This window comes from Streptococcus sp. 3874 (genome assembly GCF_013276425.1).
In the GTDB taxonomy this organism is placed as follows: Bacteria; Bacillota; Bacilli; order Lactobacillales; family Streptococcaceae; genus Streptococcus; species Streptococcus pseudopneumoniae.
Window position 1 is genome coordinate 1 of sequence record NZ_VMLA01000079.1, and the last position, 13,358, is coordinate 13,358.

General features: G+C 38.7%; 18 protein-coding genes and 1 pseudogene. 10 read left to right on the forward strand and 9 right to left on the reverse strand.

Going from position 1 to position 13,358, the window contains the following annotated elements; all coding sequences use genetic code 11:
• Positions 1–166: 166 nt before the first annotated feature.
• Complete coding sequence (locus tag HT703_RS08150; protein WP_081005536.1) at positions 167–433, reverse strand: tyrosine-type recombinase/integrase; 267 nt, start codon at positions 431–433, stop codon at positions 167–169.
• A 149-nt stretch (positions 434–582) separates the two neighbouring features.
• A pseudogene (locus tag HT703_RS08155) lies at positions 583–1,098 on the reverse strand (S24 family peptidase); the annotation flags it as partial.
• 472 nt (positions 1,099–1,570) lie between these two features.
• On the opposite strand from HT703_RS08155, the gene HT703_RS08160 reads away from it, so the two are divergent.
• The 4 genes from HT703_RS08160 to HT703_RS08175 all read left to right on the forward strand — a co-directional run bounded on the left by HT703_RS08160 (position 1,571) and on the right by HT703_RS08175 (position 3,779).
• Positions 1,571–2,443: a DUF4300 family protein gene (locus tag HT703_RS08160; RefSeq protein ID WP_054392930.1), complete on the forward strand. Its 873-nt coding sequence runs from the start codon at positions 1,571–1,573 to the stop codon at positions 2,441–2,443.
• A 12-nt stretch (positions 2,444–2,455) separates the two neighbouring features.
• Positions 2,456–2,635 carry a hypothetical protein gene (locus tag HT703_RS08165; protein WP_000216060.1) on the forward strand — a complete coding sequence of 60 codons (180 nt, stop codon included), beginning with the start codon at positions 2,456–2,458 and terminating at the stop codon, positions 2,633–2,635.
• 112 nt (positions 2,636–2,747) lie between these two features.
• Positions 2,748–3,059, forward strand: coding sequence for a hypothetical protein (locus HT703_RS08170; protein ID WP_000420573.1), 312 nt, complete (start codon positions 2,748–2,750; stop codon positions 3,057–3,059).
• Between the two features lie 3 nt (positions 3,060–3,062).
• Positions 3,063–3,779, forward strand: coding sequence for an alpha/beta hydrolase (locus tag HT703_RS08175; RefSeq protein WP_000759787.1), 717 nt, complete (start codon positions 3,063–3,065; stop codon positions 3,777–3,779).
• A gap of 129 nt (positions 3,780–3,908) precedes the next feature.
• On the opposite strand, the gene HT703_RS08180 is transcribed toward HT703_RS08175, so the two are convergent.
• From HT703_RS08180 to HT703_RS12010, 3 genes are read right to left on the reverse strand one after another with little or no spacing between them, the layout of a single operon-like run.
• Positions 3,909–4,724 (reverse strand): TIGR03943 family protein, encoded by an 816-nt coding sequence (locus tag HT703_RS08180; RefSeq protein WP_000617844.1) that lies wholly within the window; start codon positions 4,722–4,724, stop codon positions 3,909–3,911.
• Entirely contained in the window at positions 4,721–5,626 is a 906-nt protein-coding gene (locus tag HT703_RS08185; RefSeq protein ID WP_000123628.1) for a permease, read from the reverse strand. The genes HT703_RS08180 and HT703_RS08185 overlap by 4 nt, the downstream gene beginning before the upstream one ends.
• Complete coding sequence (locus HT703_RS12010) at positions 5,627–5,758, reverse strand: SPJ_0845 family protein (RefSeq protein ID WP_049511209.1); 132 nt, start codon at positions 5,756–5,758, stop codon at positions 5,627–5,629.
• A gap of 210 nt (positions 5,759–5,968) precedes the next feature.
• Between HT703_RS12010 and HT703_RS08190 the strand changes: the two genes are divergently transcribed.
• The 6 genes from HT703_RS08190 (at position 5,969) to tatA (ending at position 11,029) form a co-directional block, all read left to right on the forward strand.
• Positions 5,969–6,280 (forward strand): hypothetical protein, encoded by a 312-nt coding sequence (locus HT703_RS08190; protein WP_238375691.1) that lies wholly within the window; start codon positions 5,969–5,971, stop codon positions 6,278–6,280.
• A 107-nt stretch (positions 6,281–6,387) separates the two neighbouring features.
• Entirely contained in the window at positions 6,388–7,260 is an 873-nt protein-coding gene (gene efeO, locus HT703_RS08195; RefSeq protein ID WP_054392929.1) for an iron uptake system protein EfeO, read from the forward strand.
• A 5-nt stretch (positions 7,261–7,265) separates the two neighbouring features.
• Positions 7,266–8,480, forward strand: a complete 1,215-nt coding sequence (gene efeB / locus HT703_RS08200) for an iron uptake transporter deferrochelatase/peroxidase subunit (protein ID WP_050208391.1) — start codon at positions 7,266–7,268, stop codon at positions 8,478–8,480.
• A complete protein-coding gene (locus HT703_RS08205) occupies positions 8,455–10,143 on the forward strand; it encodes an FTR1 family protein (protein ID WP_054392928.1) in 1,689 nt (562 codons plus the stop codon). Before efeB ends, HT703_RS08205 begins: the two co-directional genes overlap by 26 nt.
• Positions 10,144–10,875, forward strand: coding sequence for a twin-arginine translocase subunit TatC (gene tatC, locus HT703_RS08210; RefSeq protein ID WP_054392927.1), 732 nt, complete (start codon positions 10,144–10,146; stop codon positions 10,873–10,875).
• On the forward strand, positions 10,859–11,029 hold the full coding sequence (tatA, locus tag HT703_RS08215; protein ID WP_054392926.1) for a twin-arginine translocase TatA/TatE family subunit: 171 nt from the start codon (positions 10,859–10,861) through the stop codon (positions 11,027–11,029). The genes tatC and tatA overlap by 17 nt, the downstream gene beginning before the upstream one ends.
• Before the next feature lie 135 nt (positions 11,030–11,164).
• Here tatA and HT703_RS08220 read toward each other — a convergent pair whose 3' ends face one another.
• The 4 genes from HT703_RS08220 to HT703_RS08235 form a co-directional block, all read right to left on the reverse strand.
• Positions 11,165–11,524 (reverse strand): type II toxin-antitoxin system RelE/ParE family toxin, encoded by a 360-nt coding sequence (locus HT703_RS08220; protein WP_054392925.1) that lies wholly within the window; start codon positions 11,522–11,524, stop codon positions 11,165–11,167.
• Positions 11,514–11,798 carry a type II toxin-antitoxin system RelB/DinJ family antitoxin gene (locus tag HT703_RS08225; RefSeq protein WP_054392924.1) on the reverse strand — a complete coding sequence of 95 codons (285 nt, stop codon included), beginning with the start codon at positions 11,796–11,798 and terminating at the stop codon, positions 11,514–11,516. Before HT703_RS08225 ends, HT703_RS08220 begins: the two co-directional genes overlap by 11 nt.
• A 177-nt stretch (positions 11,799–11,975) precedes the next feature.
• The gene (locus HT703_RS08230) at positions 11,976–12,218 is read right to left on the reverse strand and encodes a type B 50S ribosomal protein L31 (RefSeq protein WP_000710764.1); all 243 of its coding nucleotides are present in this window, start codon (positions 12,216–12,218) and stop codon (positions 11,976–11,978) included.
• 95 nt (positions 12,219–12,313) lie between these two features.
• On the reverse strand, positions 12,314–13,249 hold the full coding sequence (locus tag HT703_RS08235; protein ID WP_172930028.1) for a bifunctional oligoribonuclease/PAP phosphatase NrnA: 936 nt from the start codon (positions 13,247–13,249) through the stop codon (positions 12,314–12,316).
• Positions 13,250–13,358: the final 109 nt, after the last annotated feature.

Sequence of the window (13,358 nt, forward strand, 5' to 3'; positions counted from 1 at the left end):
GTTACTGACTTCGTCAGTTTCATCTACAACCTCAAAGCAGTGCTTTGAGCAACCTGCGGCTAGCTTCCTAGTTTGCTCTTTGATTTTCATTGAGTATGAAATAAGATATGCACAAATTGATTAGAAAAGTCAAATGAATTTCTACAAATGTTTTAGCAATCGCAATCTACTTGTCTAGATTCGATCTGATATATTTTCGATTTAATGATATGGTATTTAAAACCTCCAAAGCAGCTTGCTCCATTATTTTACTTACGTGAGTGTAGATGTTATTTATTGTTTTAGCGTCTTTGTGTCCCACTCTAACCATTATAGCTTTTAATGGGATATTCTTCTCAGCTAGTGTACTAAGGAGTGTGTGCCTGAAAATATGGGAACTAAGGGGCTGATTTATCGGTTTCGCTAGTTTAGTATTTGCCTTTTGAAAAGTGATCTTAAATGCCTTTCTCTAAATTGACATATCACTATTGTTTCACAAAATCTAATCTGCTTTAGCTCACTTATTCTTTTTTTGAAATGTAGAATGAACTTTTTCGAATCTTTTAAAATCTGTTTGTTTTATATCGCCATTCTCCCCCTTTTTTAATTCTCCCTATACAGCCTGACAACTTTCCCGATGGTACGAATATGGGTGCTTTCGTCTAGGTGGATGTCGGGGTATTCGGGATTGAGTTTTTTGAGGTAGCCTTGGCGGAGTTTCTTGACATAGTTAGCACCGTCTACTTGGAAGATGCCGATGGTATTATAGTCAATCTGTGGGGGATTCTTGATAAATAGGTAGTTGCCGTTTCTTATCTTTGGCTCCATGGACTTGCTGACGATATAAGCGATTGCGTCGTAGTCGTCTGGGATTTCATCCTCATAGAATGGAAACTCCATATCTAAATTGTCGTCCTGCATCGAGCGGCTACCTGCAGAGATAAACTACCTAACACGAGAGCAAGTAGTCTGTCTGTAGTCGTCCAGTCTGATGATTTTTGCGATACTTCGTTTATCATCGTTTTTCTTCTCATACAGTTGCCTCTCGGCATAGGTCAGGAATTTACCTTGTCTGGGTGATGCCCGTTGGTCGTAGATAGATTGGATATCGCTAGGAGAATCCTTTTGAACTGGAGGAAAGAGGCATCAATCAAGCTACTGAATACTTTAGCTAAGTCAAATATAGTATTTTTCTTAGTAGACCTAACCCTTTTTTCATAATTTCCAATGGTGTTTTTACTTATACCTATCTTAGTACCCAATTCTTATTGAGTCCAACCATTACTAGTCTGTATTGTTTTATTTTTAGCCTCTAACAATCGCAATCTCTTCTTTATCTACGAATGGAATCGCTTTCTGTTTTTATAAGTAAAGCATAACGCGAAATCCACGAAAATGAAAACTTTGTTGTGTTTTCGTAAAAAAATTGTTGACAGAGCACGAAACGCCTATTATAATTAAATCAAGCTTAAGGAAATAACAAAAAAACAAATCGGAGGGAAAGACGATGAGCATATTAAATGAGAAAGTAATCAATATCTGTAAATCAGTAGTTAAAGAAATTTTAATCCAAGACATTTAGGAGAAAAAGATGAAGAAATCAAGAAAATTAGCCATATTAGGAATCTGTTCAGCTTTGTTTTTAGGCTTGGCAGCTTGTCAGCAAGATGCTATAACTTCGAATGGGACGAGTCAAAGGCAAAGTAGTTCAACGAAAGTTCCATGGAAAGCTTCATACACCAACCTAAACAATCAGGTAAGTACAGAAGAGGTCAAATCTCTCTTATCAGCTCACTTGGATCCAAATAGTGTTGATGCCTTTTTTAATCTCGTTAATGATTACAATACCATTGTCGGCTCAACTGGCTTATCAGGAGATTTCACTTCCTTTACTCACACAGAATACGATGTTGAAAAAATCAGTCATCTCTGGAATCAAAAGAAGGGTGATTTTGTTGGAACCAACTGCCGTATCAATAGTTATTGTCTTTTGAAAAATTCAGTCACCATTCCAAAACTTGATAAGAATAATCAATTGCTTTTCCTAGATAACGATGCGATTGATAAGGGGAAGGTCTTTGATTCACAAGATAAGGAAGAGTTTGATATTCTATTTTCGAGAGTTCCAACTGAGGCAACGACGGATGTCAAGGTTCACGCTGAAAAGATGGAAACATTCTTCTCCCAATTTCAATTCAACGACAAAGCTCGAATGCTATCTGTAGTCTTGCACGACAATCTGGATGGTGAGTATCTGTTTGTAGGCCACGTTGGAGTCTTAGTACCGGCTGATGACGGTTTCTTATTTGTAGAGAAATTGACTTTCGAAGAGCCCTACCAAGCGATTAAATTTGCCAGCAAGGAAGATTGTTACAAGTATTTAGGCACCAAGTATGCGGATTATACAGGCGAGGGACTGGCTCAGCCTTTTATCATGGATAATGATAAGTGGGTTAAACTTTAATGGTGGTATGATATGACAGTAATCCTAGGACTTTTATTTCTATTTTTGATGAGTTGGTGGGTTATTTCAATCGTTAATAGCCAGAAACCACGAAAAAATGAAACATTTATTGGCTATATCCAAAGATACGATATTGATGGGAATGGCTATCAATCAGAAGTATGGGAAGTGACTGAGGAGGAAGATTTATAATTAAAGAACAGACTCGTCTTTACAGTATTGCACCTATTTCCAGATAGTCCATTTGTAGTTTTATCCAGATTGCTATATAATTTAACTTAGAGAAAATAGGAGGACTAATCAGATGGAATTAAAAGATTTTACAGAAAAAGAACAGGAAATGATAAAGAATGGGCTGACGACGTCTAAGATTAGTGACAAGGAAACTGCTGAGAAGATTCTTGCGCTTGTCCCACAAGACTTGATTAAGCGAATCCCATTTTTCGTCAGAAAACATGCTACGACACGTACGATTAAACGCATTTCAATCGAACACCCTGAACTCTACGCTGCAGCTCAAACAAGTGGTGAGATTCCAGAAAAAGAACGAGAAGAATTACGTCAGATTATCACAACTATCTTTGAACAAAAGATGAATAAGCATAGTATTAAGTAGAGAATGAAAAAATATTTTATTGGTGGTTTGGGAAGTAATGTCTATCATAGCAAGGATCTTCTTCAAGAACTAGATTCTCAGGTTTATTTTCTAAATCCATATGAAAAACATCTTCGAGATGAAACGGAATTGAAATCATGGTTTAAAAAATCGATAGAAGAGGAAGAATCTATCTGTCTGATAGGCCATTCTCTTGGAGGAGATTTGGCTCGTTATCTCGCATCGGAATTTCAAGAAGTGAAGAAACTGATTCTTTTGGATGGTGGCTATCTAGATTTAGATAAGATTTTACCTTTAGATACAGAGTTAGAGGAAACTAAAAATTATATCAAATCTCAAATTGTTTCGGACTTAGCTCTTCTTATTTCTAAAGAAAAATCTGAAGCAAAGCATTGGTCAGAAAATATGGAGAAAGCCGTAAGGCAGTCCTATCACTGGAATTCTGAGTATAATAGATATGAGTTGGCTATAAATTATGAAAATATAGAAGCGATACTCCGCTTACGGAGAAAAATACAAGCTTTTAAGAGAGAAGTGGGAGATACCTTGTTTATTAGTCCTCGCTATCCTAATGAAGCTACATGGAGAGAGGAAACACTAAAAGAATTACCAGATTATTTTGATACTATTTTTCTAGAAAACGTTGGCCATGAGCTTTATACTCAAGCACCCAAAAAAATCGCTAGTATGATTAATGAGTGGCTCTCTTATTCTCACTGAGTTGCTTGTATGGCTTGAAATGGTATAAGATGAAAATCTACAAGTCACTAATTCTCATATAACAAAAAAAACGAACAGGCTCTTTTCTGTCATTCAGAAGAGAACTTGTTCGTTTTTATCTTGATTTTCTTAAAAAGCTCGATAAACATAGGGATTTTCTGGTTTATCGACTTTTGTAAAGCTGTCGATTTCCAAGGTTGGGAGATTTTGTTTGAGTTCTTTATGGTAGTGATTGAGCAGTTTTCCTTTGGCCGTAATCCAAGTGTTGTTTTCATACTGCCGGGTATTTCCCTTGGTCAGCAATCCATAGACACCAGAATCTGCGATACAGTGGATAATGCCGAATCGGAACAGAAATTGACTATTGGCATGACTGGGGTCGTTATAGACAAAGCCTGTAAACTGGATTGTCTTGCCCTCAAACTCATCTGGATAGTCGTAGATAGCCTCCATGACCTCCATATAGTTTTCATTAGTGATCTGAATGCTATCCTGGGACAAGTATTTATCCGCCGCCGTTCGCATTTCCTTTTCATAGGCTGATTTTGAAAAATAAGAACTGGTGTCTGGTTTCAAATATTGGCTTGTCGTCCCTTCACTTGTCTGAATGGCTAGATCCGTTCCTTCCGATAGGGGGAAATGATAACCTTTAGCAGAAACGGTCTGAGAATCCAAGCTAACAGTTGGGAAAGTTAAGCCGATGACAAGTGGAATAGCCAGAAGAGAAATACTCGTCATCTTGGCCAATCGGCTGTTCAGATGACTGTGGGTTTTGACTTGCTTCATCCAGATATACAATTGAACAATTGCCAAGATAAAGGAAAGCACCATGGAGATATAGGCCAGATAGGAATAGTGCATGTTGATGTACTGGTTTAGTTTGCCCGACAGATGGAGGTAAATAGTCAGTTCAAAATAGCCAGCTAAAACTAAAAATCGAATCATAGGATGACTCCAATCAAGAGAGAATAGGCTAAAACGACCAGAGTCACAATTGTAATGAAGTGACTAATAAATCGTGCTTTCAAGTAATTTTTCATCATGAGAATATTTTTGATATCCAGCATTGGGCCAATGACGAGAAAGGCCAGAACTGGAGCCAAACCGAAACTCGAGAGAAGAGAAGCACCTATAAAGGCATCCGCCTCACTACAGAGCGAAAGAAGAAAGGATAAAATCATCAAGAGCAGGATGGCAAAAAGAGGGGTCGCACTGATAGAGGTCAGAATCCGAGTCGGAACGTAGACCTGTATTATAGAAGCAAAGAGGCAGCCAAATACCAAATAACGCCCCGTATCAAAAAATTCATCAATGGCCTGCACAAAGACCTGAAAAACTTTTTTTGCAGAACTCAAGTAAGAAAAATCATGCTCATGACAAGTCAGACGATTTTCTTTCTGAATCGGTTCTTGCCAGAAAAATCCTAGAAAAATTCCTAGTATTACAGCCACAAGAATGGAACCCAGAGCTCGTAATAGGGCGACATGGAAGGAGTTGCCAAAGGCAGAATAGGTCGCAAAAAGAACAATGGGATTGATAACAGGTGCTGTCACAAGAAAGGGAACGGCCGTGTAACTGGGAACCTTTTTTTCCAGAAAACGATTGATAATGGGGACGATTCCACATTCACAAGAAGGGAAAAGTATACCAACGAAGGTGCCAAAAAAGATTCTCCCCCAACGATTTCGAGGGAGAAAATGATAAACCCTGTCAGGTGTGATATAGACCTCAATCAGCCCTGAGACAATGCTTCCTATCAGAACGAAGGGAAGGGCTTCAATGATAATAGAGAGAAAAATGGCTCCAGTTTGAAGTACACTAGATGGGAGTTGTTGGAAAGCAGTCATCTAGTTTTTCTTTTCTGTTTTGGCTTTTTTCTCTTTGTCATCAGGGAAAGTGACTTGTTTCAAATCTGGGAGTTTAGCAAACTCTTCAAACATCTTGTCCAAGTCGTCTCGTTTTGTAAATTTTACAGCCATAGGTGTACCTCGATTCTAAATTCTACCTCTATTATACTATTATTTTGAGGAAAAGGGAAAAGTTAAAATTGAGTATCTAACGAATAATAGAGTTTGATATATCCTGATATACACTATGATTGTGATATAATAGTTGTGGAATAACGGAGGAAATTATGGATCATAAAAAAAATCGGTCAGATTACCGATGAAGTAAAAGAAATTTTTGATATTGTTCTTGAAGCGAGCGACATAAAGGTCAACAAAGACGGTTTGAGAAGCCATATGATAAAAGGCCATCACAATGATGTGATTCATCATATTGAAGACCTGGAACTCATACTAAGGAACCCAGATTTCGTCGGCATCAATCCACGAGAGAAAGACGCCAGTTTTGAATATGTAAAAAGATTTGATAATAATGTTCTTGTTGCGATTAAGTTGCGATTAAGTTACATAAAAGTGGTGATTTCTTTTATGTTCCGACCATGTATCGTTTACAAGATTACAAGTTACAAAGTCGTATTAAGTCTGGTAGATTGAGAAAACATAACATTAAATTGTCTGAAAATTTATTGACAGATTAGAAAAAACATAGTATAATGAAACGTAAAATGAATTCAGGTTTCCTGAACCGATAGGAGTATACAATGAAAAAACTAGGTTTTGTCCTTTTATCTTCAGCCTTGCTATTGACAGCATGTGCAGTCCGTTTTGAAAAATCAACCGAGACAAATGATTCATCTAAGGTGACAGCCTTGTCTGAAAACAAGCAAAAAATGCTTGATGAGGCCACTGCTGACTATAAGACTTTTGTGCAAGAGCAAATTGATAAACTTTTGACAGATACGGAAGGTTTTGTCAAACTGTTGAAAGAAGGTAAGTTAGAAGAAGCCAAAAAGGTTTATCCACTGATTCGTATGTCTTATGAGCGTTCAGAACCAATCGCCGAGAGTTTTGGTGAATCAGATGTAAAAATTGACTTCCGTTTGGCAGACTACATGGACGAAAACAAGACAGAAGAAGGTTGGTCTGGTTTTCACCGTATCGAGCGTATCCTTTGGGAAGACAATACAACTAAAGGAACTGAAAGCTATGGCGATCAATTGGTCAATGATATCAAGGAATTGAAAGCCAAGATTGCAACTGTTGATGTGGACTACAAGGTTATGCTGACTGGGGCAGTTGACTTGCTTAACGAAGTGGCAACAAGCAAGATTACAGGGGAAGAGGAAATTTATTCTCATACAGACTTGTATGACTTCCGTGCCAATATTGAGGGTGCTGAGAAGATTTTCCAACTCTTTAAACCTTTACTTGAAAAATCAGACGCTAACCTAGTTAAAGAATTGGAAGCAGACTTCAAGTCTGTCAATAGTTTGTTGGATAAACACATGACAGATAAGGAACACTACAAACTCTATACAGATTTAACAAAAGAAGATACCAAAGAATTGTCAGAAGCTGTGACAAAACTTGGTGAGCCTCTATCACAAATGGGTAAATTTCTTAGTGGAGAATAAGAGTCATGACTGAAAAAGACGAAAAATTTTTTGAAAAGAAAATGGACCGTCGAGAATTTCTAAAAAAAGCAGGGATTGGAGGGGCTGGTTTAGCGCTAGGACTCTCTGGTGCTTCTGCTTTTTTCGCACCTAAGCTAGGAAGTCAGGAAAAAATCTCGTACGGAAATGAAAAAATTGCTTTTTATGGCAAGCATCAAGCTGGGATTAGTACGCCCATGCAAAAGAATATCTATTTTGTTGTCTTGGATTTGCATACGACGGATAGAGATAAGATTATCCAGCTATTCAAGGATTGGACGGATTATAGTGCCAAGTTGGTTGAGGGGGAATTGGTCAAAAAAGATGGCCAGAATGCTCTCTTGCCTCCGAGTGATACTGGTGAGACAGTCGGGCTCACTCCTCATCGTTTGACGCTGACTTTTGGTGTGTCTGCGAGTTTCTTGAAAAAGATGAACTTGGAAAACAAGCGTCCTCAAGTTTTCAGGGATTTACCGCCTTTTCCTAAAGAGCAATTGCGTGAAAAATATACTGGTGGAGATATTGTCATTCAGGCCTGTGCAGATGATGAGCAGGTTGCCTTTCATGCTATTCGAAATCTCATCCGTAAGGGGAGAAATGCAGTGACCCTTCGTTGGAGTCAGTCTGGATTTGCAGCTATCGGAGATCGAATGGAGACTCCGCGTAACCTCTTTGGTTTTAAAGATGGAACAGCAAATCCAACCAAGGAGCAAGACTTTGACCGTGTTATCTGGGCTGATAGTAATGATTGGATGGAAAATGGTTCTTATATGGCAGTTCGTCGGATTCAGATGTTTTTAGAAACTTGGGATCGTACTAGTCTTGAAGAACAAGAAAATACCTTTGGTCGTTACAAGGAAAGTGGTGCCCCTTTCGGTAAGAAAAATGAGTTTGATGAAGTGGATTTGAGTCTTTTGCCTGATGATTCGCATGTTCGTTTGGCTAAGGAAGTGGACAAGCCGCTTTTGCGTCGTTCTTATTCTTACTCTGATGGAATTGATGAAAAAACTGGCCAGTTTGATACGGGTTTGCTCTTTATTTCTTTCCAGAAGGATCCTGATAACTTTGTCAAGGTTCAAACCAATCTAGGCGCTACTGATAAGATGAATGAATACATCACTCACATCGGTAGTGGACTCTTTGCTTGCTTTGGTGGTGTGGAGAAAGGGGGCTACATTGGTCAGAAATTATTGGAAGGCTAAAAGCTGGTTACTAGTTTTAGCTTTGTCACTTTTAATTCTTTCCCCAGTAGGTGCCCAAGAAAGTCTGAGTTTTTACTTTGTGAAAATCACAGATGCTTCTAAAGCGGTCAAAAATGGGAGTCAGTCTGAGGCTCAGAAACTCGTTCAGGAGATGGCATCAGACTTCGAAAGAGTAGAAGACAGCAATTCTGAGGCTGGTAAAGTTGTTAAGGAAAAGTTAGCTCAATCAGGCGAGATTACTGAAGACAAACTCACCGAAATTTCTGCAGCCCTATTAGCTTTTGAAAAAGAACAAAATCCTGTTGACTTAGATGCGGAAAAGGAAAAATTGGTAAACCGTCTAAGTCCTCGTTTTGAAGCCTTGGAACAAGCCATTGCCTCCAAAGATTTGGAAAAGGTTCGAGAAGCTTTTAAGAAAATGAATTCCACTTGGACCATCAATGAAAGTGTGGTTCGTGACAATAGTACGGCCCATTATGGACGTGTTGAAACAGCTATTTCTTTCTTGCGTAGTAGTATGGAAACCGAGCCTACAGATTTTAATTCAATCCAGATTTCCTTTGAGGACTTAAAAAAGGCTATTGATGATTTTGTAGCTGGAAAAGCAGTCGTAGCAACATCTTCTGATTTGAGTCTTAAAGACGGTATTGCCCTTTTGACAAAGGCTTTGAAACAATTCCAAGCTGGTGATCAAGCATCAGGAGCAGCTAGCATGAAGGAATTCATCACTATCTGGCCAACGATTGAAGGCTCTGTTAGCACGACCAATCCTTCCCTCTATACTCGAGTGGAAAGTGAAAGCCCTGTGATTATGGTCAAGGGAAGTGAGAAGGAATACCAAGAAAAATTAGAAAAACTGATTGCAGATTTATCACAAATTGATACTAGCGCACGTTACAATGCCTTTGATGCCATGCTGATTCTCCTGAGAGAAGGGGTAGAGGCTCTCTTAATCGTCATGGCCTTGGTGACGACCTTGAAAGCAGCCAAGATGCGAAAGGGACTCAAGTGGGTTTATGGTGGTGCTATCACTGGAATCATGGCTAGTCTCCTTATTGCTTTTATCCTGCAAATTGCCTTTCCAGCAGTAACATCAGGCTCCAATCGTGAAATCATCGAAGGAGCAGTGGGAATTTTTGCAGTAGCTATGATGATTTTGATTGGAATCTGGCTCCACAGCAAATCCTCGGTCAAAAAATGGAATACCTTTATGGAGTCACAAATGGAAACAGTGACCAAGACAGGCTCCTTTATTTCCATGTTTGCTCTCAGTTTTCTAGCTGTTTTCCGTGAGGGAGCAGAAACCATTCTCTTTTATGTTGGGATTTTACCAAGGATTTCCAGCTTTGAATTTGTCTTGGGAATCTCACTTGCCTTACTGGTTCTGGTAATTATTGCCATAGTGATGAATAAGGCCAGTCAATTCTTCCTGCCACATAAGGTCTTCTTTATCCTGACTTGGATGATTTATGCCCTAGCCTTCAAGATGCTGGGAGTTAGTGTCCATGCTCTTCAGTTGACCAATATGGCACCAAATCACTTGCTGACAGGCTTTCCAACGATCGATTTGCTTGGAATTTATCCAAGTTGGGAAGGCTTGGTCAGCCAGCTAGTCTTTGTTATTATTGTCTTGATTGTCACTTTTAGACAGGGTGAAAAATAGATGGACAGAAAAGAATTGACAATCGTGGAACATCTGGTAGAATTTAGAAAGAGATTATTGGCTGTGGTCATTTGTTTCTTTTTGGTATTTTGTGTCTCCCTACTTTTTGCAGACCAGATTTATCAGTATGTGACCCAATCTTTTCAGCAAAAGTTGATTGTTTTAGGACCTAATGATATTTTATGGATTTACATACGTTTGGCTAGTCTGATGGCCTTTACCATCACCTTACCTTACACAGTTTATCATATTTGGTCTTTCATCAAGCCCGGTTTAAAGAAGGAAGAAGCGAGAGCTATTTTTGCCTATATTCCAGCTAGTTTCCTTTGTTTTCTGGTTGGACTGGCTTTTGGTTTTTACTTTGTAACACCGGCCTTACTTCAGGTTTTATTAGGGTTGGGAGAAGGTCTGTTTGAAACGCAGTTAACCGCCCAAAATTATCTGTCCTTTGTTTTTCAAACGACCTTGCCTTTGGCCCTGATTTTTGAGTTGCCAGTTATCATTGCCTTTTTGACGTCGATTGGGCTCATTGGAGCAGAATTATTGATTGCTTATCGCCGATATGCCTATTTTATCTTATTGGTACTTGCAGTCATCTTGACACCAGCCGACTTTGTTAGTGATTTGGCAATGACTGCCCCCTTGATTTTACTCTATGAATTAAGTATTGCTATCAGCAAATACATTATGAAACGCAAGCAGAAAGGAGAGAGAAATGGGAATCTTACGTGATATTGGAGCACCAGGATTGATTATCATCGTTTTAGGAGCTCTCTTGATATTTGGACCAAAACGATTGCCTGAATTAGGTGAATCAATCGGTAAAATGCTATCTGAATTTAAAAAAGCAGTTAAAGGAACTGAACATCAAGATAAGGAAGACTAAATCTTGTCAGATAAAAAAACTTTGTACTCTGAAAAGCATCGTGTGGCTAGCTAGAGTGCAAAGTTTTTTTATTTTTTAGTTAAAATGAAGACTGTGTTCCTTATAAGTACAAGGTTATTAAGAGAGTGGTGGACATTAAAATGATGATTTTGAGTTTTTGTTATTTTTGCTTTGGAGCAAGGTAACATAGTCACTTTTGGTGTGAAATAAGTGGGAAAGAAAAACAGTTCTTTGAGTCTGGTCGATAAAGTAAAGCAAGATATACTGACCGATAATTTTTCCTCGCGTAGGGTACTTACTGTTGATTTTTAGTTCGATTTTTTCATCTGCATCAAAGCCAGCTTCAGGAAAAGTTTCTAAACTTTTTAAGCCGTCTAAAATTCTGGCTACAGTATTCTTAGCAGACTGAGGTGATAAAAGAACAGTAGTAATGTAGTCATGGATATTGTCAATTGCCTGACTCACTTCAGTAGAAAGACTCACTTTATAAGCCATATCGTAGCCTCATATTGTCTAGGGAAGTTCCTTGTCCGGATTCGTATTCTCTTAAGGAGCGTTCAGATTGGGCTTGTAGTTCCTGAATCAATCGCTCACGATATATATCTTCTACAGTTTTTATTGGTAAATCCTGTTCGAGAACAATCTGCTCGATAAAAAGACTAATAGCATCCGTCATAGTCATTCCTTTTTCCTTGATGATAGCTCTAGCTTGTTCCATTGATGACTCATTGATTTTAAAATTGTATTGCTTAGTAAGTGATGTCGTCATGGTATATCTCCAATCTATACTATATATAGCTAGTATATATCTTTTATATTTTTTAGGCAAGAGAAAACTTTGTACTCTAGAAACTATCGAGAGTGTAAAGTTTTTTTAGTTTGGAACATGAAAACAGCAGTTGATTTCAAGAAACAAAAAAGAACAGCCGAAGCTGTCTTTTTATCATTATTTGAGACCGTATTTTTTGTTGAAACGATCCACGCGTCCATCTGCTTGAGTGAACTTTTGACGTCCAGTGTAGAATGGGTGTGAGTCTGATGAAATTTCCACACGGATCAATGGGTAAGTTTCGCCTTCGAACTCAACTGTTTCGTTAGAGCGTTTTGTTGAACCGCTAAGGAATTGGTAACCAGTAGTTGTGTCCATGAAGACAACTGGGCGATATTCTGGATGGATATCTTTTTTCATTTTGCAATATTTCCTTTCTGCCATGGTCTCTTTGCGAGCCATAGATTGTTACCATACTAGTCTATCAGATTATGAAAAGTTTGGCAAGTATTTTATCAGTTTTTAAGCAAGTTTTTTAACTTTTGGTAGATGATTTCGTTTTCCTCTAGGCTATAGGAATTAGCACCGCTTGCTAGAGGGTGGCCTCCACCATCATGCTCCTTGGCGATTTCATTGATAGGATGGATTTTACTGCGTAAGCGAACTCGGTAGTGGCCATCAGCCTGCTCCACAAAAATTCCCCAGAGACTAACACTGTCAATACGTCCAGGTGCACCGACAATGGCTGCAGTTTCAGCATCAGTAACATTAAATTGTTTCAAGACTTCTTGACTCAGGATAACGCGAGCAGCACCATTTTCATCCACTTCCAGATGGTCATAGATGTAGCCTTGAAGTTTAGCAATTTTGTAACTCATAGTGTCCATTTTGCGAGTGAGAGCCGCAAAGTCAAAGTTCTGTTCTCTTAGATAGGCAGCCAGACGAAGAGTCCGTGCAGTGGTAGAAGGGTAGAGGAAGCGACCTGTATCACCAACAATTCCTGCAAAGAGCAACTCAGCAGCTCGATCTGACAAGGCCAGTTGGGTTGTTTGGGCAAATAGGGTAATCATCTCGCTAGCGCTACTTGAACTAGTATCTACCCAAGATAGGTTACCGTATACATCATCATTTGGATGGTGGTCAATCTTAATGAGAAAATCACCTTGACTATAGCGCTTATCATCGATACGAGCAGTATTCGCCGTATCACAGACGATGACAAGTGCGCTCTGGTAGGCACTATCTTCAACAAGATCCATCTTAGCCATCCAAGTAAGAGTCGGTTCATCATAACCTACGGCTTTGATGTTTTTTTCAGGGAAATGATATTCCAGCAAGGCTTTCAAGCCCACTTGACTTCCCAAGGCATCAGGGTCTGGTTTCATATGACGATGAATGATAATCGTGTCGTATTCTTTGATTTTTTCTAAAATTTGATGGCAAATTTCCATAAATAACCTCAATTCTTTCTCATTTCATTGTAGCACAAGAATTTTTATTTTTAAAATGAAAAAGATGTGATATAATGGAGAAAGATAAATTCCCATCTTTGACAGTTTT

Bases quoted from the DNA above. Each gene is read 5' to 3' on its own strand.
- HT703_RS08160 (WP_054392930.1), top strand. From the start codon at position 1,571: ATGAAGAAATCAAGAAAATTAGCCATATTAGGAATCTGTTCAGCTTTG.
- HT703_RS08165 (WP_000216060.1), top strand. From the start codon at position 2,456: ATGACAGTAATCCTAGGACTTTTATTTCTATTTTTGATGAGTTGGTGG.
- HT703_RS08170 (WP_000420573.1), top strand. From the start codon at position 2,748: ATGGAATTAAAAGATTTTACAGAAAAAGAACAGGAAATGATAAAGAAT.
- HT703_RS08175 (WP_000759787.1), top strand. From the start codon at position 3,063: ATGAAAAAATATTTTATTGGTGGTTTGGGAAGTAATGTCTATCATAGC.
- HT703_RS08180 (WP_000617844.1), bottom strand. From the start codon at position 4,724: ATGATTCGATTTTTAGTTTTAGCTGGCTATTTTGAACTGACTATTTAC.
- HT703_RS08185 (WP_000123628.1), bottom strand. From the start codon at position 5,626: ATGACTGCTTTCCAACAACTCCCATCTAGTGTACTTCAAACTGGAGCC.
- HT703_RS12010 (WP_049511209.1), bottom strand. From the start codon at position 5,758: ATGGCTGTAAAATTTACAAAACGAGACGACTTGGACAAGATGTTTGAA.
- efeO (WP_054392929.1), top strand. From the start codon at position 6,388: ATGAAAAAACTAGGTTTTGTCCTTTTATCTTCAGCCTTGCTATTGACA.
- efeB (WP_050208391.1), top strand. From the start codon at position 7,266: ATGACTGAAAAAGACGAAAAATTTTTTGAAAAGAAAATGGACCGTCGA.
- tatC (WP_054392927.1), top strand. From the start codon at position 10,144: ATGGACAGAAAAGAATTGACAATCGTGGAACATCTGGTAGAATTTAGA.
- tatA (WP_054392926.1), top strand. From the start codon at position 10,859: ATGGGAATCTTACGTGATATTGGAGCACCAGGATTGATTATCATCGTT.
- HT703_RS08220 (WP_054392925.1), bottom strand. From the start codon at position 11,524: ATGGCTTATAAAGTGAGTCTTTCTACTGAAGTGAGTCAGGCAATTGAC.
- HT703_RS08225 (WP_054392924.1), bottom strand. From the start codon at position 11,798: ATGACGACATCACTTACTAAGCAATACAATTTTAAAATCAATGAGTCA.
- HT703_RS08230 (WP_000710764.1), bottom strand. From the start codon at position 12,218: ATGAAAAAAGATATCCATCCAGAATATCGCCCAGTTGTCTTCATGGAC.
- HT703_RS08235 (WP_172930028.1), bottom strand. From the start codon at position 13,249: ATGGAAATTTGCCATCAAATTTTAGAAAAAATCAAAGAATACGACACG.